This is a genomic window from Nonomuraea sp. NPDC050783, assembly GCF_040802095.1.
Taxonomy (GTDB): domain Bacteria; phylum Actinomycetota; class Actinomycetes; order Streptosporangiales; family Streptosporangiaceae; genus Nonomuraea.
Window position 1 is genome coordinate 553,308 of record NZ_JBFAHK010000003.1, and the last position, 20,340, is coordinate 573,647.

The following is a 20,340-nucleotide window of genomic DNA, read 5'->3' on the forward strand; positions in this document are numbered from 1 at the left end:
TAGTGGCCCTAGGATCGTCCGCTATGCGGAGCCTCATGGACGGCTTGCGGTTCGCGACCGGCACGCTCAGCGTCTTCCCCGTCCGGGTCGAGCGGGTGGACCGGCGGGTCGCGGGGCAGGCGATGACGCTGGCCCCGGCCGTCGGGCTGGTGCTCGGCGCGGTCGCCGGGCTGCCGCTACTGCTGCCGGCGCCGCCGCTGCTGGCCGCCGCGCTGGCGCTCGGGCTGCTCGCTCTGCTGACCCGCGGCCTGCACCTGGACGGGCTGGCCGACCTGGCGGACGGGCTCGGCAGCGGCAAGCCCGCCGACCAGGCACTCGCGATCATGAAAAAGTCGGACATCGGGCCGTTCGGGGTGATGGCCCTGGTGTTCACGTTGCTCGTGCAGGTGGCGGCGCTGTCGGCGACCGGGCTCGCGGCCCTGGTGACGGCGTGCGTGGCCGGGCGGCTGGCGCTGACCTGGGCCTGCCGGCCGAGCGTGCCCGCCGCCCGGCCGGAGGGGCTGGGGGCGGCGGTGGCCGGCTCGGTGCGCCCCGCCGCGCCCTGGCTCGCCACCCTGGCCGCCCTGCTCGCCCTCGCGGGCCTCGGGCTCAGCGCCGACCTGGGGATGTGGGACGGCGGGCCGCGCGCCTGGGCGTCGGCGGCGGCCACGTGGGTGACCGGCTCGGACCCACGGGACCCGGGCCTCGCCTACAACGGCACGTGGGGCGGGGTCGACGCCTACCTCGACCAGCCGGGCGAGGAGGAGGGCTACGGGCTCGGCACCTACAACGGCGACTTGCCCGGCGACGCGACGGCGGGCCTGGTGAGAGTGGGGTGCGGGCTGGGGCTGGGCGCCGCCCTCGCGCTGCCCGCCGCGCTGCTCGCCGGGCTGCTGGCCGCGCTGGCCCTGCTCCGGCGGGCCCGCCGCCGCCTCGGCGGGATCACCGGGGACGTCCTGGGCGCCCTGGTGGAGACCGCCACGGCGGCGGCGCTGGTGGCCTGCGCCGTCCTGGGCTGAGCCCGCCTCAGGCGACGGGTTCGCCCGCGGGGGCGGGCGCGTGCGGGGCGGGCGGGCGGGCCGGGGCGAAGCGGAGCAGGGCCGCGCCGACGACCGCGAGCAGCGCCCAGCCCACCAGGCCGGTGAGCCCGGCCAGCACCTCGTTGGGGGGCGCGGCGGGGTCGCCCAGCATGAGGGCGGCCGGGCCGACGGTGTTCAGCGAGCCGTGCGCCACCACGGCCGGCCACACGCTCCCGGTCCGCAGCCGCAGCCAGCCGAACAGCACCCCGGCCAGCACGCAGAACCCGGTGAAGAACAGCGCCGCCCAGGACCCGAGCCGCGGGTAGTTGTAGCCGAGCAGGGTGAGCGGCGCGTGCCACAGCCCCCAGATCGCCCCCGACAGCAGCAGCCCGGCCAGGACGCCGTGGGCGGAGACCAGCCGGGGCAGCAGCCAGCCGCGCCACCCCCACTCCTCGCCGAGCGCGGGGATCGCCTTCAGCAGAGGGCCGGCGACCACGCCGAGCACGAGCTGCAGCGCGAACACCCGCCCGAGGTCGGCGGGCACCGGCACGCCGCGCGACTCGTACAGCGCCCGCATCATGCCCAGCCCGCCGAGGTCCAGCGACGCGAGCCCGGCGGCGACGCTGAGCCCCAGGGCCAGGAACACCAGCAGGGGGATGCCGATCCAGGCGCCGAGCACGTACCGGCCGGTGCGGCCCTTGCGCTCGCCGAGCGTCAGCCCGCTCTCGCGGGCCCACTGCCGGAACGGGGCGCGCCCGAGCGCCCACACCCCGAGCACGCCCACGCTGGGCGTGAACATCATCAGCGAGGCCAGCGCGATCAGCAGCGGCGAGCCGAGCCCGCCGCCGAGCCAGAGCGGCAGCGCCACCGCCCAGGACAGCCCGAAGGCCAGGGCGAGGAAGACGACGAGGGGTCTGGTCATGGTTCCACCCGCTCCGCGAGAAGGGCGTTGATGAGGGAGGCGCCACGCGCGGCGTCGTCCACGCTGACCGCCAGCCGGCCGCCGGACCGGTACTCGACGACCAGGCACTGGCCGCCGCGCAGCATGATGGTGGCGCCGCCGGGCAGGCCGCGGATGCCCCACCCGCTCACCTGGCTCGGGTAGCGGTCCTCCGACCACGCCGAGCTGATCCTCGACAGCGGGATGCGGCGGGCCGGCACGCGCAGCGGCCCGAGGCCGATCACCACGCGGCCGTCGCTCACGCGGACCGAGACGGTCGAGGTCAGCAGCCCGGCCACCAGGACGACGAGCAGCCCGGGCAGGGCCCCGGCCACCGTCCCGCCCTGGACCACGCCCACCAGGTAGAGGGCGAGGAGCACGACGAGCCCGCCGCCGGCGACGGCGGTGGCCAGGACCAGCCAGGGGTTGGAGACGTGGCCGACCCAGACGGCCCGCTCCCCCGCCCGCAGGCGCAGCCGCGGCGGCTCCCGGTGCCCGTTGGGGGCCGCGTCCCGCTCGCCCCTGCCGAGGTATCCCGCCAGCGCGGCGACCCCGCAGGCGAGGACGACGACCACGAGCGGGTGCAGGCCGCCCAGCCTGGCCCGCGTCCAGTCGGCCACGTCGAGGTTGGCCATGACGATGCCGGCGTTCATGCCGACGGCGAACACGCCCATCCCGAACAGCCCGCCCCACCACACCATGCGGCCCTGCCGGCGCGACAGCGTGCGCCCCTCGACGGCCGTGACCAGCGCCACGATCCAGGGGACCACCCAGAACAGGGTCACCGCGAGCACGTCGCCGGTGAAGGACATCGAGCCGTCGGGCCGGTCGCCCACGGTCCAGTGCGTGGCCATCGGGTCCGGCAGCCGGTCGCGGAGCGCCAGCGGGAGCCCGATCTGGACGGCGGTCACGAGCAGGCCCCAGACGGATGCCGTCACGCGGGGGTTCATGGCAGTTCCTCCAGGATGGTGATGAGGTCGTCACGGCCGTAGCCGTACCTTGCCGCCTCCTCCAGCAGCTCGCGTGTCCGCTGGACGAGCAGCGCGCGGCCGGCGACCTGGCCGGCGGGGCGGCCGGCGACGGTGACGCCCCGCCCGCGCCGGAACTCCAGCAGCCCCTCGTCGCGCAGGTCGCGCAGCGCGCGCAGCACGGTGTTGGAATTGATGCCGAGTGCCCCGGCGAGGTCGCGGGCGGGGGGCAGCCGGTCGCCGGGCGCGTAGGAGCCGTCGCCGATGGCGCGCCGGATGGCGCCGGCGACCTGCTCGTGCAGGGGCCGGGCGTCGTTGAGGTCGAGCGTCAGCAGCATGATGCTAATGACGCTAGCACCATGTCGCAGAACCGGACAAGAACGGACGATTTGTAGGATGAACCCCTGTTTGTGAGTAGCCAGAAGACGTGGATAGCATCGGTCTACGTGACCACTGTGCGGCTGAACTCAGCAGATCCCGTCTCCCTCGACACCGACGCGCTGGTCGTCGGTTTCACGCCGGGTCAGGACGGTCCCGCCGCCGCGGGCGCCGGTTCCCTCGACGCGGCCTTCGGCGGCAAGCTGGCCGCCTCGCTCGCCGCGGTCGGCTTCTCCGGCAAGAGCGGCGAGCTGGCCAAGCTGCCCACGTTCGGGGCCGTCACCGCCCCGCTGCTGGTCGCGGTCGGCCTCGGTGACTCCCACGACGCCGAGGGGCTGCGCCGTGCCGCCGGCACCGCCGTGCGCTCGCTCGCCGGCACCGCCCGCGCCGCGCTCGCCCTGCCCGCGGGCACCCCGGAGGAGGCCGAGGCGGTCGCCCTCGGCGGCCTGCTGGGCGCCTACGCCTTCGACCGCTACCGCACCACCGGCGAGCGGAAGCCCCCGGTGTCCGAGCTGACCGTGCTGTCCGCGCAGCCCGCGTCCGTGGCCGAGCGCGCCGGCGTGCTGGCCGAGTCCGTCGCGCTCGTGCGCGACCTGGTCAACACGCCGCCCTCCGACCTGTGGCCGGCCAAGTTCGCCGAGATCGCCGAGCAGGTGGGCGGCGAGGCGGGGCTGAGCGTCGAGGTGCTCGACGACAAGCAGCTCAAGGACGGCGGCTACGGCGGCCTCATCGGCGTCGGCCAGGGCTCGGTCAACCCGCCGCGCCTGGTCCGCCTGGCCTACAGCCACCCCGAGGCCACCAAGACCCTCGCCTTCGTCGGCAAGGGCATCACCTTCGACTCCGGCGGCCTGTCGCTGAAGCCGTCGGCGTCCATGGACTGGATGAAGTCCGACATGGGCGGCGCGGGCGCCGTGTTCGGCGCGCTGGTCGGCATCGCCAGGCTCGGCCTGCCCGTCAACGCCGTCGGCTACCTCTGCCTGGCCGAGAACCTCCCGAGCGGCACCGCGCAGCGCCCCTCCGACGTCATCCACAGCTACAGCGGCAAGACCGTCGAGGTGCTCGACACCGACGCCGAGGGCCGCCTGGTGCTCATGGACGGCATCGCCAGGGCCGCCGAGGACCACCCCGACGTGATCGTCGACGTCGCCACCCTCACCGGCGCGCAGATCGTCGCGCTGGGCTGGCGCACCGCCGGCGTCATGTCCAACGACGACGCCGTCAGGGAGCTGGTCGTCGAGGCCGCCAACGCCGCCGGCGAGAACGCCTGGGGCATGCCGCTGCCCGAGGAGCTGCGCAAGGGCCTCGACTCCCCGGTCGCCGACATCGCCAACCTCCACCCCGAGCGCTGGGGCGGCATGCTGACCGCGGGCATCTTCCTCAAGGAGTTCGTGCCCGAGGGCGTCCGCTGGGCGCACATCGACATGGCCGGGCCCGCGTTCAACAAGGGCGAGCCGTACGGATACATCCCGAAGGGCGGCACGGGCGCGATCACGCGCACGCTGATCGGACTCGCCGAGCGGCACGCGAGCATCTGAAACAGATGAAAAGATGAGCCATCACGAACACCCCGACCAAGGAGCCTTCCTGTGGCCTACGACATCGTCGTCCTAGGTGGCGGCAGCGGCGGCTACGCCTGCGCGCTGCGGGCCGCCGAGCTGGGCAAGTCGGTCGCCCTCATCGAGAAGGACAAGATCGGCGGCACCTGCCTGCACCGGGGGTGCATCCCCACGAAGGCGCTGCTGCACTCGGCCGAGATCGCCGACGAGACCCGCGAGAGCGAGTCCTACGGCGTCAAGGCCCGCTTCGAGGGCATCGACGTCCAGGGTGTGCACGCCTTCAAGGACAAGATCGTCACGCGGGCCTGGAAGGGCGTGCAGGGCCTGCTCAGGGGCGCGGGCGTGACGGTCGTCGAGGGTGAGGGCCGCCTGGTCGGCACCGACCGGGTCCAGGTCGGCCAGGAGGTCTACGAGGGCCGCAACCTCGTCCTGGCCACCGGGTCGGCTCCCCGGTCGCTGCCCGGCCTGGAGATCGACGGCGAGCGGATCATCACCAGCGAGCACACGCTGCGGATGGACCGCGTGCCCAGCTCGGTGATCGTCCTGGGCGGTGGCGTGATCGGCGTGGAGCTGGCCAGCGTCTACCGCTCGTTCGGCGCCGAGGTGACGATCGTCGAGGCGCTGCCGCACCTGCTGCCCACCGAGGAGGAGTCCAGCTCGAAGCTGCTGGAGCGGGCCTTCCGCCGCCGCGGCATCAAGTACGAGCTGGGCGTCTTCTTCGACGGCGCCAAGACCACCGAGACGGGTGTCGTGGTGACCCTCGCCAACGGCAAGACGCTCGACGCCGAGCTGCTGCTGGTCGCGGTCGGCCGCGGCCCGGTCTCCGCCGGCATGGGCTTCGAGGAGCAGGGCGTCGCCGTCGAGCGCGGCGCGGTCGTGGTCGACGAGCACTGCCGCACCTCGGTGCCCGGGATCTACGCCATCGGCGACCTGATCCCGACGCCGCAGCTCGCCCACGCCGGGTTCGCCGAGGGGATCATGGTGGCCGAGCACATCGCCGGCCTCAACCCGCCGCCCATCGACTACGCCGGCGTGCCCCGCATCACCTACTCCGACCCCGAGGTGGCCTCGGTCGGCCTCACCTCGGCCCAGGCCGCCGAGCGCGGCATCGAGATCGTCGAGCAGGTCTACGACCTCGCGGGAAACCCCAAGAGCCAGATCCTCGGCACCTCCGGCGCGGTGAAGGTCATCGCCCAGAAGGACGGCCCCGTCGTCGGTGTCCACATGGTGGGCCGGCGCATCGGCGAGCTCGTCACGGAGGGCCAGCTGATCTACAACTGGGAGGCGCTGCCCGCAGAGGTCGCCCAGCTCGTCCACGCACACCCGACCCAGTCCGAGGCGATGGGTGAGGCGATGCTGGCCCTGGCCGGCAAGCCGTTGCACGTACACAACTAGTCCAGCCCTCGAGATCAGAACGCGAGAGAAGAATAACGATGCCGGTCTCCGTACAGATGCCCCAGCTCGGCGAGAGCGTGACCGAGGGCACCGTAACCCGTTGGCTGAAGAAGGAGGGCGAGCGCGTCGAGGCCGACGAGCCGCTCCTCGAGGTCTCCACGGACAAGGTCGACACCGAGATCCCGTCGCCGTCCGCGGGCGTCCTGACGAAGATCGTCGTCGCCGAGGACGAGACCGTCGAGGTCGGCGCCGAGCTGGCCGTCATCGACGAGAACGCCCAGGAGGGCGCGGCCGCCCCGGCCGCCGAGGCGCCGGCCCCCGAGGCCCAGCCCGAGCCGGAGCCCGAGCCCGAGCCGGAGCCCGCCCCGGCTCCCCCGGCCTCCTCCATCCCGCAGCCGGTCCCCGCCCAGCCCGCGCAGCAGGCCCAGCAGGCGCAGCCCGCGCAGCCCGCGCAGCAGACCCCGCCCCCGGCCCCCGCTCCGGCGCCCGCCCCGGCTCCGCAGGCCGCTCCCGCGCAGCCGGCCGCGCAGCCCGCCCAGGCCCCGGCCTCCTCGGGCTCCTCCTCGGGCGAGAGCCCCTACGTCACGCCGCTGGTGCGCAAGCTCGCCAACGAGCACGGCGTCGACCTCGACTCGATCACCGGCACCGGCGTGGGCGGCCGCATCCGCAAGCAGGACGTCCTGGAGGCCGCCAAGGCCCAGCGCGACAAGGCCGCCGCGGCCCAGTCCGCCCCGGCCCCCGCCGCGCAGGCCGCTCCGGCCGCCCAGGCCCTGGCCGCGCAGGCCCCGGCCGCCGCGCCCGAGCCGGTCGAGGTCGACACGACGCTGCGGGGCCGCACGGAGAAGATGACCCGGCTGCGCCAGACGATCGCCAAGCGCATGGTCGAGTCGCTGCAGACCGCCGCGCAGCTCACCTCGGTCGTCGAGGTCGACGTCACCAAGATCGCGCAGCTCCGGGCGCGGGCGAAGGACGACTTCTTCCGCCGCGAGGGCGTGAAGCTGACCTTCACCCCGTTCTTCGCGATGGCCACGGTCGAGGCGCTCAAGCAGCACCCCAAGCTCAACGCCACGATCAACAACGAGACCAACGAGGTCACCTACTTCGACGTCGAGAACCTCGGCATCGCGGTCGACACCGAGCGCGGCCTGCTCGCGGCGGTCGTCAAGAACGCCGGTGACCTCAACCTCGCCGGCCTCGCCCGCAAGATCACCGATCTGGCCGAGCGCACCCGCAACAACCAGGTGACGCCCGACGAGATCACCGGCGGCACGTTCACGCTGACCAACACCGGCAGCCGCGGCGCGCTGTTCGACACGCCGATCCTCAACCAGCCGCAGGTCGGCATGCTCGGCACCGGTGCCGTGGTCAAGCGGCCGGTCGTGCTCGACACGCCCGAGGGCGAGGTCATCGCGGTGCGGTCGATGGTCTACCTGGCGCTGACCTACGACCACCGCCTGGTCGACGGCGCCGACGCCGCCCGCTTCCTCACGACGATCAAGCGCCGGCTGGAGGAGGGCCGCTTCGAGGCCCAGCTCGGCCTCGCGTAAGGCTCGCGTTCCGCGTCCCGGCCGGGCGTCCCCTCGCGGGGGCGCCCGGCCGGCGCGTTTCCCCCTGCCCGGGTCACGGCGACCGGGTCACGGCGGCCCGGGTCACGGCGGCCCGGGTCACGGCGGCCCGGGGCGGGGCGGCGTACGGTGGGCGTATGGCGATCATCGTGACGGGAGCGTCGGGGCTGCTCGGGACGGCGCTGGTCGAGGCGCTGCGCGACGAGGGCCGGCAGGTCGTGCGCCTGGTGCGCCGGGAGGCCCGCGGCCCCGGGGAGGTGTCCTGGCGGCCCGGTGACAGGCTCGCCGACCCGTCCGCGCTGGAGGGCGCCGAGGCCGTGGTGCACCTGGCCGGCGCCCCGATCGGCGACAGGCGGTGGAGCGCGGCCTACAAGCGCGAGCTGGTCGCCAGCCGGGTGGCCGGCACCCGCACGCTGGTGGAGGCGCTGCGCGAGCTGTCCAGGCCGCCCGAGGTGCTGGTGTCGGCCTCCGGGGTGGACTTCTACGGCGACACCGGCGACCGGGAGATCGACGAGGGCCAGGGCAAGGGCACCGGCTTCCTGGCCGACCTGTGCGAGCGTTGGGAGGGCGAGGCCGGGCGGGCCGAGGAGGCCGGCGTCCGGACCGTGTTCCTGCGTACCGGCCTGGCGCTGAGCGGGCGGGGCGGCGCGCTCGGCCGGATGGTGCCGCTGTTCAGGATGGGCCTGGGCGCTCCGCTGGGGTCGGGCCGGCAGTGGTGGTCGTGGATCACCGTGGCCGACTGGGTGGGGGCCGTGCGGCACCTGCTGCGCGAGCGGGAGGTGCGCGGGCCGGTGAACCTGACCTCGCCCTCGCCCGTCACCAACACCGAGTTCACCCGCACGCTGGCGCGGGCCGTGCGCAGGAGCGCGATGCCGGTCCCGGTGCCGGCGTTCGCGCTCTCCCTCGGCCTGGGCGAGTTCGCCCGCGCGGGGCTGCTGCCCAGCCACCGCGTCATGCCGGGCGCGCTGGTGAGCAGCGGCTACCGCTTCGCCCATACCCGGCTCGACGAGGCGCTGCGCGCCGTACTCTAGTGGCCGTTCGGTCCTCGGCAAGCAGGGAGTTCCCGCCATGACACGGTCAGGCCAGTCGCACGTCCTCGCGATCGGGGGCGGCTCGTTCCGTCCGAGCCCGCGCTACTCGTTCGTCGAGGCCTCCGGCCTGTTGCGCTACGGGCTCGACCTGACCGGCCAGGACCGTCCCAAGCTGGGCCTGATGGCGACCGCGGTGGGTGACGACGCCGACTGGATCCTGAAGATGTACGGGGCGTTCGCGGGCTGGGACGTCGAGCTGAGCCACCTGACGGTGTTCCCGATGCCCAACGTGCCCGATCCGCGAGCGTGGATCCTGGAGCAGGACATGATCTACGTGAGCGGCGGCAGCGTGGCCAACCTGATGGCGCTGTGGCGGCTGCACGGCCTGGACGAGGCGCTGGCCGAGGCGTGGCGGGCCGGGGTGGTGCTGTCGGGGCAGAGCGCGGGCGCGCTGTGCTGGCACGTGGGCGGCAACACCGACTCCTTCGGCCCCGAGCTGCGGGTGTGGGCCGACGGGATGGGCCTGCTGCCCTACTCGTGCGGCGTCCACTACGACTCCGACCCGCAGCGCCGCCCGCTGCTGCAGCAGTCGGTGGCCGACGGCGAGCTGCCCGGCGGCTACGCCGCCGACGAGGGCGTCGGCCTGCACTACGTGGGCACCGAGTTCATCCAGGCGGTGAGCGTCGCGCCGGGCGGCTACGCCTACCGGCTGGAGCACGACGGGGCCTCCGGGGTCAAGGAGTTCCGGATCGAGCCCCGGATGCTGACCCCCTGAATTACCCTTCAAGGGTGAGGGAACGGCACAATAGGCTCATGCGCCCCATCCCCGGGGACGATCCCCACGCACTGGCCATCGTCCGACTCGGCGTCGACGTCCCCTACGAGCAGGCCTGGTCGCTGCAGCGCTGGGCGCACGGGAAACGGGTGGCGGGCGAGCTGCCCGACACCGTCCTGTTCCTGGAGCACGCGCCCGTCTACACCGCGGGCAGGCGCACCGCGCCCGCCGAGCGGCCCTCCGACGGCACCCCCGTCGTCGACGTCGACCGGGGCGGCCGCCTCACCTGGCACGGCCCCGGCCAGCTCGTCGCGTACCCGATCGTGGCCGTCACCGACGTGGTCTCCTACATCTGCCGCCTGGAGGAGACGATGATCCAGGTGTGCGCCGACTTCGGCGTCTCGGCCCGCCGGGTGGCGGGCCGGGCGGGGGTGTGGGCGATCGGCGATCCCGCGCTGGGGTTGCCCGACCGCCAGCTCGGCGCGGTCGGCCTGCGGGTGACGCGCGGCGTCGCCATGCACGGCTTCGCGCTCAACTGCGCCAACGACCCCCGCTGGTTCAACCGGATCGCGCCGTGCGGGCTGCCCGACGTGGGCGTCTCGTCGCTGTCGGCGGAGACCGGCCGCCGGATCGTGGCGGAGGAGGTCCTGCCCATCGCGGAGAAGCGGCTGGCCGAGGCGCTGGGCAAGGAGGGCTTCGAGCTGCACGAGGAAGACCTGATGCGCCGGTGACCGCAAAGGGGGCCGGTTATCCGATCGGCATCGGGTAAGCGGCCGGATCGGGGCGGAGTCGGCCTAGCATCGCCCGTGTGAAGCGCCTTCTCGCCGTCGTCCTCGCGCTGCTGGTGCACCTGATGACGCTCGGGTTCGCCGTGCTGGGCGCGTGGGTGATCGCCGCCCACGCGGGATCGGCGCTCGCCTGGCCGCTGGGCGGGCTGTGCCTGGCCGTGGCCTGGGTGCTGCGGCCGCGGCGGCCCGCGATGCCCGCCGACGCCGAGACGCTGGATCGGGCCGCGGCGCCCGAGCTGCACGCGCTGGCCGACCGGGTGGCCGACCGGATCGGCGTGGCCCGGCCGCGCGTGGTGGCGGTGCGCGACGTGGCCGTGGACACCTGGTACGGCCGGGTGGGGGCGGCGCGCCGGCCGGTCCTGGTGGTGGGGCTGCCGCTGTGGCTGGCGTTGCCGGCCCGGCAGCGGGTGACGCTGCTGGCGGCGGCGTACGCGCGCGTCCCGACCGGGGAGGAGCTGGTGGTCGGCGGGGCGCTGGAGACGCTGGAGGCGTGGCGCGACGCGCTCGTGGAGGCCGCGCCGCTGCGGGTCAGGCAGGAGGCCCAGGTGCGGATCGCGACGGTGGGCAGCTTCACCGCCCCGCCGGGCGCCACGTACGAGGTGATGGGGTTCGTCGGCCGCCTGGTCGGCCGGGTGCTCGGCGGGCCCGTGCTGCTGGCGCGTTACGTCCTGATCCGGCTGGCCCGGGCGAGCACGGCGGCCGCGTCGCGGCGGCAGCGGCGGCTGGCGCTGCGCGTGTCCTCCGCGGCGGAGCTGGCCGAGCTGGCGGAGCTGGTGTCCGGCCGCGGCCACCTGGCGCCGTTGCAGGCGGCGGCGCTGCGCGGCGAGAGCGTGACCGCCATCCGGCAGGCCGCGCTGACCCGCTACCTGATCACCGACGACGGCGTGCTGGCCGCTCCCCCGGACAGCGAGCTGCTGGCCGGCACCGCCTCCGAGCGCATCGACGAGGAGCTGCGGGCCCACTACGCGCGCGCGATCCGCGCCTTCGGGCTGATCTGCTGACCCGCGGCCGGGCAGGTGACCGGGCGGACGTAAGCTGAGAAGGTGACCGTTGCTCCTGAAGGCCGAAAGCTCCTCCGCCTGGAGGTGCGCAACGCCGAGACCCCTATCGAGCGCAAGCCCCCGTGGATCAAGACCAAGCTGAAGACGGGCCCCGAATACAGCGAGCTGAAATCGCTCGTGCGCCGCGAGGGCCTGCACACGGTCTGTGAAGAGGCGGGCTGTCCCAATATCTACGAGTGCTGGGAAGATCGCGAGGCGACGTTCCTCATCGGCGGCGACCAGTGCACGCGCCGCTGCGACTTCTGCCAGATCGACACGGGCAAGCCGAAGGAGTACGACCGCGACGAGCCGCGCCGGGTCGCCGAGTCCGTCCAGCAGATGGGCCTGAAGTACGCGACCGTGACCGGCGTCGCCCGCGACGACCTGCCCGACGGCGGCGCCTGGCTCTACGCCGAGACCGCGCGCCAGATCCACGCGCTGCTGCCCGGCTGCGGCGTCGAGCTGCTGGTGCCCGACTTCAACGGCGACCGCGCCCAGCTCGAGGAGGTCTTCTCCAGCAGGCCCGAGGTGTTCGCCCACAACGTCGAGACGGTGCCGCGCATCTTCAAGCGCATCCGCCCGGCGTTCCGCTACGAGCGCTCCCTCAAGGTGATCACGATGGCCCGCGAGGCCGGGCTGGTCACCAAGTCCAACCTCATCCTCGGCATGGGCGAGACCCGCGAGGAGGTCGTCGAGGCCATGCGCGACCTCCACGAGGCCGGCACCGACCTGCTGACGATCACCCAATACCTGCGGCCGACTCCGCGCCACCACCCGGTGGAGCGCTGGGTCAAGCCGGAGGAGTTCGTCGAGCTGCAGGCCGAGGCCGAGGCCATCGGCTTCGCCGGGGTCATGTCGGGGCCGCTGGTGCGCTCGTCGTACCGGGCGGGCCGGCTCTACCAGCAGGCCATCGCGGCGCGTCAGAGCGCCTGAGCACGCCGGAAGGAGGGTCCGCGTCCCGGGCCCTCCTTCGTTGTCTTCCCTGTCGCCCTTCCTCGTTACGATGACGGCACTGCCGACGACGGGGGGCCGAACGACATGGGTGTCCTGGTTCGCACCAGCGAGTTACCGGCCGCGCGCCGCCACGAGGTGTGGCGCGGCGTCGTGTGCGACACGCTGGGGCCGCTCGATCTGCGCATCGATCCCGACGCCCCGCTGCGGGGCGAGATCGAGGTGGACCGGCTCGGCCCCGTGGCGGTGGGCAGCGTGCGCACGTCCACGCCGCACAGCGTGCACCGCACCCCCGGGTTGATCGGCCGCGACAACCCCGAGATCTACCGCGTGGTGCTGGCCCTGTCCGGCAGCCCCCGCCTGGCCCAGGACGGCCGGGCCACCCAGCTCGGCCGGGGCGAGTTCGCGATCTACGACTTCACCCGCCCCTACGAGCTGGCCTACGACAGCGCGGTGCGGCTGGCGGTCTTCAGCTTCCCGCGCGACCTGCTGGCGCTGCCGGTGGACGCCGTGGCCCGGCTGGCCGCGGCGCCGATCGGCGGCGGGTCGGGCGCGGGGGCGCTCGCGGTGCCGCTGCTGCGGCGGGTGGCCGCCGACCACGAGACCTACGCGCCGGCCAGCGCCGCGCGCCTGTCGGCCGTGGTGACGGACCTCGTCGGCGCGGCGGTCGCCGAGCGGCTGGAGCTGACCCGGACGCTGCCCGAGGACTCCCGCCGGCGCACGCTGCTGCTGCGCGTCCACTCCTTCATCGAGGAGCACCTGGGGGACGCCGAGCTCGACCCGGCCACGATCGCGGCCGCCCACCACGTGTCGGTGCGCTACCTGCACCGGCTGTTCGAGTCCGAGCAGACGACGGTCGCCGCCTGGATCCGGCAGCGGCGGCTGGAGCGCTGCCGCGCGGAGCTGGCCAAGGGCGGCACGGAGCCGGTCGGCGCGATCGCCTCCCGCTACGGGCTGCCCGACTCGGCGCACTTCAGCCGGTTGTTCCGGCGCGCGTACGGCATGCCGCCCGCGGAGTACCGCCGCGCCGCGCTGGTGCGCTGAACGTCAACCGGCCCGGCACGGGAACGCAAGACCGGCATCCCGCCGCCCGACAGAATCATGGGTGTTCGCCCGATTCGTAGAAGGGATCCGGAAATGCAGCTCTTTGTGAACCTGCCGGTCAAGGACCTCGACCGGTCGAAGACGTTCTTCACCGAGCTCGGCTTCACGTTCTACGGCATGGCCGAGGGCATGGCCTCGGTCGCCATCAACCAGGAGACGCAGGTGATGCTGCTGACCGAGCCGGTGTTCGCCTCGTACGTGGCCAAGGAGATCGCCGACGCGGGCAGGGCCACCGAGGCGATCCTGGTGCTCGGTCTGGAGAACCCCGAGCAGGTGGACGCGCTGGTGGACAAGGCGCTGGCGGCCGGCGCGACCCCGGCGGGCGTCAAGCAGGAGGACGGCGTGCGCTACCAGCGCGGCTTCGCCGACCTCGACGGCCACCACTGGGAGGCGCTGTGCCTGGTGCAGCCGGCGTCCTGAGCGCCACGGCCGTCTCGGCGGACGGCACCCCCATCGCCTACGACCGCTACGGCTCAGGCCCGGCGGTGGTGCTGGTGGCCGGGGCCATGATGGAGCGCGCGCACCCGACCCTGGAAGGGCTGGCGCGCGCCCTGTCCCCCTGGTTCACGGTCGTCAGCTACGACCGCCGGGGCCGGGGCGGCAGCGGCGACACCGCGCCCTACGCCGTCGAGCGCGAGGTGGAGGACCTGGCGGCGGTCGTGGCGGCGGCCGGCGGGCGGGCGAAGGTGTTCGGCGGCTCGTCGGGGGCGGCGCTGGCCCTGGAGGCGGCGCTGCGGCTGCCGCAGGTGAGCGAGGTGGCGCTGTGGGAGCCGCCGTACCACGTGGGCGGCTCGGCGCCGCCGCTGCCGGACGACTTCGCCGGGCAGCTCGCCGCGCTGGTGGCGGCGGGACGGCGGGGCGAGGCCGTGGAGCGCTTCCTGGTGGAGGCCGCCGAGCTGCCCGCCGAGGCGGTGGCCGGGATGCGGGCGCAGCCGTTCTGGGCGGAGAGCGAGGCGGTGGCGCACACGCTGGCGTACGAGGCGGCCGTGCTGGGGCCGGGCAACGCGCTGCCCGCCGCGCGCCTGGCCGCGCTCGACCGGCCGGCGCTGGTGCTCAACGGCGAGCGGAGCCCGGCCTGGATGCGCGAGGCGGGGGCGGCCGTGGCCGCCGCGGTGCCGGGCGCGCTGCACCGGGTGCTGGAGGAGCAGACGCACGCGGTGACGGTGGAGGCGCTGGCGCCCGAGTTGCTGGAGTTCTTCGCGCAAAGGTAACGCTAAGGTGACAAACCTAGTAGCCGGTCAGTTTCCTGGTGAAGACTGGCGGGGTGGACTTCGACGCACTCATCGCCCGCCTTGACCTGCCCGCCAAGATCCGGCTGCTCACCGGAGCGGACATGTGGTCGCTCCCCCCGATCCCCGAGATCGGCCTGGACCGGCTCGTCATGAGCGACGGCCCCATCGGCGTCCGCGGCGAGCAGTGGAGCCCGGCCGACCCGTCGATCGCGCTGCCCAGCCCCACCGCGCTCGCCGCCACCTGGGACCTCGGCCTGGTGCGGCGGGCCGGGCGGCTGCTGGCCCAGGAGGCCCGGCGCAAGGGCGTGCACGTGCTGCTGGCGCCGACGCTCAACCTGCACCGCTCGCCGCTCGGCGGCCGGCACTTCGAGTGCTACTCCGAGGACCCGTACCTGACGGGCGAGGTCGGGGCCGCCTACGTGGAGGGCGTGCAGGAGGGCGGCGTGGCCACCACGCCCAAGCACTTCGTGGCCAACGACTTCGAGACCGACCGGTTCACCGTGGACGTGCGGGTCGGGGAGAAGGCGCTGCGTGAGGTGTACCTGCGGCCGTTCGAGCGGGTGGTGCGGGCCGGGGCGTGGGGCGTGATGACCGCCTACAACGCGGTCAACGGCACCACCATGACCGAGCACGCCGAGCTGGTCGGCGGGGTGCTGAAGGGCGAGTGGGGGTTCGACGGGTTCGTGGTGTCCGACTGGACGGCGGTGCGCTCCACCGAGGCCGCCGCGCTCGGCGGGACCGACGTGGCCATGCCGGGGCCGTACGGGCCGTGGGGCGCGAAGCTGGAGGCGGCGGTGCGCGCGGGGCGGGTGCCCGAGTCGGCGATCGACGACCGGGTCCGCCGCATCCTGCGGCTGGCCGGGCGCGTCGGCGCCCTGCACCCGCCGGCCTCCCCGGAGGCCACCGCGGAAGCCATCGCGGAGGCCATCGCGCCCGCGCTCGAGACCCCCGCCACCGGGACCGCTGTGCCCGGGACCCCCGCCACCGGGACCCCCGCCGCCGGGACCCCGGCGCCCGCCGCTCCCGAGGGCATCGACGGGGTGGCGCTGGCGCGGGAGGTGGCCGTGCGCGGGTTCACGCTGCTGACCAACGACGGCGTCCTGCCGCTGCGGGGCACGCCGACGCTCGCCGTGATCGGCGCCGCCGCCGAGGCGCGGGTCATGGGCGGCGGCAGCGCCCAGGTCTACCCCGAGCGGGTCGTCTCCCCGCTGGCCGGGCTGCGCGCCCGCACCGAGGTCCGCCACGCCGTGGGGACCGACCCCCGCGTCCGCCTGTCGCCGATCCCCTCCCCCGCCAGGGCCCGCTTCCTGGACGGCGACGGGGCCGTGCTGGCCGAGCACCCGCTGCCGGCCGCCGAGGCCCGCTGGGTCGGGCAGCTCCCGCGCGACGTGGACGGCGAGCGGCTGCGCGCGGTGCGGCTGCTGACGGCGTACACGCCGGAGGTCTCGGGCGAGCACCTGCTCGCGATCGCGGGCGTGGGCTCCTTCACCCTGACCGTGGACGGCGAGACCGTCTTCGACGGGAGCGTCGAGGCGCCCGGCGATCCCGCGGTCGCGTTCCTGTCGCCGCCCGAGCGGCGGGTGAGCGTGCCGATGACGGCCGGCCGGACGTACGAGCTGGCGCTGACCTCGCCCGCCGGGGCGTTCGGCGGCATGGCGTTCGTGTCGTTCACGCTCGGCCACGCCGCCCCCGGCCCCGGCGAGGAGGAGCTGCTGGCCGAGGCGGCGCGGGTGGCCGCCGCCTGCGACGTGGCGGTGGTGGTGGCCGGCACCACGCCGGAGGTGGAGAGCGAGGGCTTCGACCGGACGAGCCTCGCGCTGCCCGGCCGCCAGGACGAGCTGATCCGCGCGGTGATCGCCGCCAACCCGCGCACGGTGGTCGTGGTCAACGCGGGCTCGCCGGTCGAGATGCCGTGGGCGGACGAGGCGGCGGCGGTGCTGCTCACCTGGTTCCCCGGGCAGGAGGCGGGGACGGCGCTGGCCGAGGTGCTGTTCGGGGACGCCGAGCCGGGCGGGCGGCTGCCGACGACCTGGCCGCGCCGCCTCGCCGACGCGCCCGTGTCCGCCGTGACGCCCGTGGACGGCGTGGTGGCCTACGACGAGGGCGTGCACATCGGCTACCGGGCCTGGCTGCGGGCGCGGGCGGAGCCGGCGTTCTGGTTCGGGCACGGCCTGGGGTACACGACGTGGTCGTACGACCAGATCGCCGCCGAGGGCACGGCGGTCACCGTGGCCGTCACCAACACCGGCGACCGGCCGGGCCGCGAGGTCGTGCAGCTCTACGTGAGCCCGCCGGGCGGGGACGTGCGCCTGGCCGGGTTCGACGTGGTCGAGGCCGAGCCGGGGCAGAGCGTGCTGGCCACCGTCTTCCTCGACGAGCGGGCCTTCCAGGTGTGGGAGGACGGCGGCTGGCGCGCGGCCGGGGGCGAGCACGTGGTCACCGCGGCGCGCGGGGTGGCCGATCCGCGGCTGTCGGTGACGGTGACGGTCTAGCCGACGGCGAAATCGGCGGCCGCGTTTTCCATACTCCACCAGTTGGTTTGTATCCTTCAGAGCATGGCAAAGTCCGAGGACTCAGAGAAGCCGGGGCGTATCAAGCAGCTCCGCATGATCGCGCAGATCATCAAGCAGGCCAACCCCAAGGGGATGCCGATCGTCTTCCTCTCCGCGGTGGGCACGCTGGCGGTGATCGTCGTGATCGGTCTGGTCACGGGCTACCTGTGGTATTCGATCTTCATCGGCGTGCTGGCCGCGCTCACGGTCGGCCTGGTGGTGTTCGGGCAGCTCGCGCAGCGGGCCCAATACTCGATCCTGCACGGCCAGACCGGCGCGGCCGCCGCCGTGCTGCAGGGCATGCGGGGCAACTGGCAGGTCACCCCGGCCATCGCGGTCAACCGCGACCAGGACCTCGTGCACCTCGTGGTGGGCTACCCGGGCGTGGTGCTGGTGTCCGAGGGGCCGGGCAACCGCGTGGCGAAGATGCTCGCCGCCGAGAAGAAGCGGATCGCGCGGGTGGCGCTGGGCGTCGAGATCTACGACGTGCAGTGCGGTGACGGCGAGGGCCAGGTGCCGCTCGGCAAGCTGCAGCGCCACCTGATGAAGCTGCCGCGCAACCTGAAGAAGCCGTCCGTCAACGAGGTGAAGGACCGCCTGCGCTCGCTGCCGCGCAACATGCCGATGCCCAAGGGCCCGATGCCCCGCGGGGCGCGCATGCCGCGCGGCCCCAAGATGCGCTAGTGCTGTCGCCTTCCTCCCGCGCCAACCGCTGGTGGTGGGACGGCAACGCCGACGACTACCAGGTCGAGCACGGCGACTTCCTGCGTGACACCGGGTTCGTGTGGTGCCCCGAGGGCGTGGACGAGGCCGACGCGCGCCTGCTGGGCGAGGTACGCGGGCGGCGGGTGCTGGAGATCGGCTGCGGCGCCGCGCAGTGCGCGCGATGGCTGGTCACGCAGGGGGCCGAGGTGGCGGCCTTCGACGTGTCGCACCGGCAGCTCCAGCACTCCCGGCGCATCGACCTCGGCACCGGGCTGCGCGTCCCGGTGGTGCAGGCCGACGCCGAGGCGCTGCCGTTCGCCGCGGGCGCCTTCGACCTGGCGTGCTCGGCGTTCGGGGCGCTGCCGTTCGTGGCCGATCCGCTGGCCGTCCTGCGCGAGGTGCGCCGGGTGCTGCGGCCGGGCGGGCGGTTCGTGTTCTCGGTGAGCCATCCGGTGCGCTGGGCCTTCCCCGACGATCCCGGGCCGCGCGGGCTGACCTCCGACCGGTCCTACTTCGACCGCTCCCCCTACGTGGAGCGCGACGACGGCGGCACGCCCACGTACGTCGAGCACCACCGCACGATGGGCGACTGGGTTGGCCTGCTGGTGGCCTCGGGGCTGACGATCACCGGGCTGCTGGAGCCCGAGTGGCCCGAGGGGCACGACCGGGTGTGGGGCGGCTGGAGCCCGCTGCGGGGCCGGCACCTGCCCGGCACGGCGATCTTCAGCTGCGCGCGTCCCTAGGCTTCCCGGCCGCGCCCGTACCTGGCCGCCATGACGTGGAAGACCTCCTTGGGCTCCCAGCGCACGTCGTCGAGCATCCGCACCACCCCGTAGGAGCCGAGGTCGAGGTCGCCGGGACGGTTGTAGGCGGCGTAGGCGAACCAGAAGGCCGCCGCCACGCCCTCCCGCTCGAAGACGTCCATGAGCTCGGTGAAGTACCGCACCTGCTCGCCCTCGTCGCGCACCGCGCCCTCGGGCACGACCCAGGCCGCGCCGCCCCGCTCGCCCGCGCCCTCGTAGGCGCAGGTGCCGAACTCGGTCACCGCGACCGGCTTGCCGGCGGCGAAGCGGGCGCGCAGCTCCTCGACGTGGTCGTGGGCGTTGTGGGCGGCGCGGTAGTGGTTGACGCCGACGAGGTCGAACGGCGTCCAGTCGACCGGCTCCCACCCGCCCGAGGCGTAGGTGAGCGGGCCGCCGAACAGCGGCCGCACGGTCGCGGCGACGCGCGCCAGGTAGGCGTTGAGCCGCGGCGCCGCCGTCTTCACGAACTCCGTCCACCACGCCAGGTCCCCGCGCATCATCGTGCCGAGCCGCTCGCGGTAGCCGTCGCCGTCGATGTAACCGCGGCCGAACGCCGTCAGCTCGCAGCCGGTGACCAGGACGACCTCGGCGCCGGCCCGGCGCAGGGACTCCGCGCGCCCGGCCGAGTCGGCGAGGACCTCCAGCGTGCCGTCCCCGTCGAGGTCCACGGGCAGCGGCGCGAACCACACCTCCAGGCCGGCCTCGGCGGCGTGCCCCGCCGCGACGGCGATCCGCTCCGGGTCGCGGCCGGAGATCCGCACCGCGTCGCAGTGCAGCTCCTCCGCGATGACCCGCATCTCGCGGGCCACCACGTCCGCGTCGAACGCCTTCCTGGACAGGTCATCGCCCGGCAGGAAGCCCGTGTCGTAGTTAATGCCCTTTTTCATGATTTCCCCCTTCGAGGCCGTGTCTCAGGAGATCGAAGGCCAGCTCGACGTCCTCGCCCAGGGAGCGCGCCGCCTCCTCCGGCGGCACGCCCTGCGACAGGCGCCAGAAGAAGACCTCCTGCAACGTCGTGACGGCGGCGGTGATCTGCGCGGCCATGAGCTGGGCAGCCGGCCCGCGCCCCGGCAGGGCCCGGGCCAGCGCGGCGGCCAGCTCGTGGCGCTGCTCCATGCGGGCCTGGTGGACGCTCGCCAGCAGCGCCGGGCTCGCGGTGATCACCCGGACCCTGAGCAGCAGGCCGTCCATGTCGATCGCGCCGCTCCCCCGCCGGGCCGTCTCCCGGTAGTGGGCGTGCAGCGCGTCCAAGGGCGACTGCCCCTCCTCCCGGCCGTCCACGATGGCGGCGGTGTCGTCCTTGATCCCGTCGAGGACCAGGGACTCCTTGCTCGGGAAGTAGGCGAACAGGGTCACCTTGGCGACGCCGGCCGCCTCGGCGACCTCGTTGACGGTCACCGCGTCGTAACCGCGCTCGTCGAACAGGCGCAGCGCGGTCTCGGCGATGCGCCGCCGCGTCTGCTCCTTCTTCCGCTCCCGCAGACCCGCCATCATCATGAGGGCAGCCTAATCCATACCGGGTACATTTCTGAACCCGGTATGGATTTATTGCGGGGACG

Annotated in this window: 20 protein-coding genes; 15 read left to right on the plus strand and 5 right to left on the minus strand. The window is 74.3% G+C overall.

Annotated elements, in window-relative coordinates:
• Nucleotides 1-23: 23 nt before the first annotated feature.
• On the plus strand, nt 24-998 hold the full coding sequence (locus tag AB0H75_RS10700; RefSeq protein WP_367793796.1) for an adenosylcobinamide-GDP ribazoletransferase: 975 nt from the start codon (nt 24-26) through the stop codon (nt 996-998).
• A 7-nt stretch (nt 999-1,005) separates the two neighbouring features.
• On the opposite strand, the gene AB0H75_RS10705 is transcribed toward AB0H75_RS10700, so the two are convergent.
• The 3 genes from AB0H75_RS10705 to AB0H75_RS10715 are packed head-to-tail and all read right to left on the minus strand — an operon-like array spanning nt 1,006 to nt 3,244.
• Nucleotides 1,006-1,920 carry a lysostaphin resistance A-like protein gene (locus tag AB0H75_RS10705; protein ID WP_367793798.1) on the minus strand — a complete coding sequence of 305 codons (915 nt, stop codon included), beginning with the start codon at nt 1,918-1,920 and terminating at the stop codon, nt 1,006-1,008.
• The gene (locus AB0H75_RS10710; RefSeq protein WP_367793801.1) at nt 1,917-2,888 is read right to left on the minus strand and encodes a hypothetical protein; all 972 of its coding nucleotides are present in this window, start codon (nt 2,886-2,888) and stop codon (nt 1,917-1,919) included. The genes AB0H75_RS10705 and AB0H75_RS10710 overlap by 4 nt, the downstream gene beginning before the upstream one ends.
• Nucleotides 2,885-3,244, minus strand: a complete 360-nt coding sequence (locus AB0H75_RS10715) for a GntR family transcriptional regulator (RefSeq protein ID WP_367793804.1) — start codon at nt 3,242-3,244, stop codon at nt 2,885-2,887. The genes AB0H75_RS10710 and AB0H75_RS10715 overlap by 4 nt, the downstream gene beginning before the upstream one ends.
• A 108-nt stretch (nt 3,245-3,352) precedes the next feature.
• Here AB0H75_RS10715 and AB0H75_RS10720 point away from each other — a divergent pair, with 108 nt between their 5' ends.
• The 14 genes from AB0H75_RS10720 to AB0H75_RS10785 all read left to right on the plus strand — a co-directional run bounded on the left by AB0H75_RS10720 (nt 3,353) and on the right by AB0H75_RS10785 (nt 18,721).
• Nucleotides 3,353-4,819, plus strand: coding sequence for a leucyl aminopeptidase (locus AB0H75_RS10720; protein ID WP_367793808.1), 1,467 nt, complete (start codon nt 3,353-3,355; stop codon nt 4,817-4,819).
• A gap of 51 nt (nt 4,820-4,870) precedes the next feature.
• Nucleotides 4,871-6,235: a dihydrolipoyl dehydrogenase gene (lpdA, locus tag AB0H75_RS10725; RefSeq protein WP_367793811.1), complete on the plus strand. Its 1,365-nt coding sequence runs from the start codon at nt 4,871-4,873 to the stop codon at nt 6,233-6,235.
• A 38-nt stretch (nt 6,236-6,273) separates the two neighbouring features.
• On the plus strand, nt 6,274-7,782 hold the full coding sequence (sucB, locus tag AB0H75_RS10730; protein WP_367793814.1) for a 2-oxoglutarate dehydrogenase, E2 component, dihydrolipoamide succinyltransferase: 1,509 nt from the start codon (nt 6,274-6,276) through the stop codon (nt 7,780-7,782).
• A 155-nt stretch (nt 7,783-7,937) separates the two neighbouring features.
• Complete coding sequence (locus tag AB0H75_RS10735; protein WP_367793817.1) at nt 7,938-8,831, plus strand: TIGR01777 family oxidoreductase; 894 nt, start codon at nt 7,938-7,940, stop codon at nt 8,829-8,831.
• Nucleotides 8,832-8,868: 37 nt separating this feature from the next.
• Nucleotides 8,869-9,606 carry a Type 1 glutamine amidotransferase-like domain-containing protein gene (locus AB0H75_RS10740; protein ID WP_367793820.1) on the plus strand — a complete coding sequence of 246 codons (738 nt, stop codon included), beginning with the start codon at nt 8,869-8,871 and terminating at the stop codon, nt 9,604-9,606.
• A 38-nt stretch (nt 9,607-9,644) separates the two neighbouring features.
• Nucleotides 9,645-10,337, plus strand: coding sequence for a lipoyl(octanoyl) transferase LipB (gene lipB, locus AB0H75_RS10745; RefSeq protein WP_367793823.1), 693 nt, complete (start codon nt 9,645-9,647; stop codon nt 10,335-10,337).
• Nucleotides 10,338-10,414: 77 nt separating this feature from the next.
• A complete protein-coding gene (locus AB0H75_RS10750) occupies nt 10,415-11,395 on the plus strand; it encodes a hypothetical protein (RefSeq protein WP_367793826.1) in 981 nt (326 codons plus the stop codon).
• A gap of 42 nt (nt 11,396-11,437) precedes the next feature.
• A complete protein-coding gene (gene lipA / locus AB0H75_RS10755; protein ID WP_367793829.1) occupies nt 11,438-12,367 on the plus strand; it encodes a lipoyl synthase in 930 nt (309 codons plus the stop codon).
• A 105-nt stretch (nt 12,368-12,472) separates the two neighbouring features.
• A complete protein-coding gene (locus AB0H75_RS10760; protein WP_367793832.1) occupies nt 12,473-13,429 on the plus strand; it encodes a helix-turn-helix domain-containing protein in 957 nt (318 codons plus the stop codon).
• 93 nt (nt 13,430-13,522) lie between these two features.
• A complete protein-coding gene (locus AB0H75_RS10765) occupies nt 13,523-13,909 on the plus strand; it encodes a VOC family protein (protein ID WP_367793835.1) in 387 nt (128 codons plus the stop codon).
• Nucleotides 13,885-14,700, plus strand: a complete 816-nt coding sequence (locus AB0H75_RS10770) for an alpha/beta fold hydrolase (protein ID WP_367793838.1) — start codon at nt 13,885-13,887, stop codon at nt 14,698-14,700. The genes AB0H75_RS10765 and AB0H75_RS10770 overlap by 25 nt, the downstream gene beginning before the upstream one ends.
• A 53-nt stretch (nt 14,701-14,753) precedes the next feature.
• Nucleotides 14,754-17,213, plus strand: coding sequence for a glycoside hydrolase family 3 protein (locus AB0H75_RS10775; protein WP_367793841.1), 2,460 nt, complete (start codon nt 14,754-14,756; stop codon nt 17,211-17,213).
• 63 nt (nt 17,214-17,276) lie between these two features.
• Nucleotides 17,277-17,957: a DUF4191 domain-containing protein gene (locus tag AB0H75_RS10780; protein WP_367793844.1), complete on the plus strand. Its 681-nt coding sequence runs from the start codon at nt 17,277-17,279 to the stop codon at nt 17,955-17,957.
• Nucleotides 17,957-18,721 carry a class I SAM-dependent methyltransferase gene (locus AB0H75_RS10785; protein ID WP_367793846.1) on the plus strand — a complete coding sequence of 255 codons (765 nt, stop codon included), beginning with the start codon at nt 17,957-17,959 and terminating at the stop codon, nt 18,719-18,721. Before AB0H75_RS10780 ends, AB0H75_RS10785 begins: the two co-directional genes overlap by 1 nt.
• On the opposite strand, the gene AB0H75_RS10790 is transcribed toward AB0H75_RS10785, so the two are convergent.
• A complete protein-coding gene (locus tag AB0H75_RS10790; protein WP_367793849.1) occupies nt 18,718-19,668 on the minus strand; it encodes a hypothetical protein in 951 nt (316 codons plus the stop codon). The two genes, AB0H75_RS10785 and AB0H75_RS10790, sit on opposite strands and share 4 nt — an antisense overlap.
• Nucleotides 19,652-20,278, minus strand: coding sequence for a TetR/AcrR family transcriptional regulator (locus AB0H75_RS10795; RefSeq protein WP_367793852.1), 627 nt, complete (start codon nt 20,276-20,278; stop codon nt 19,652-19,654). The genes AB0H75_RS10790 and AB0H75_RS10795 overlap by 17 nt, the downstream gene beginning before the upstream one ends.
• Nucleotides 20,279-20,340 lie beyond the last annotated feature (62 nt).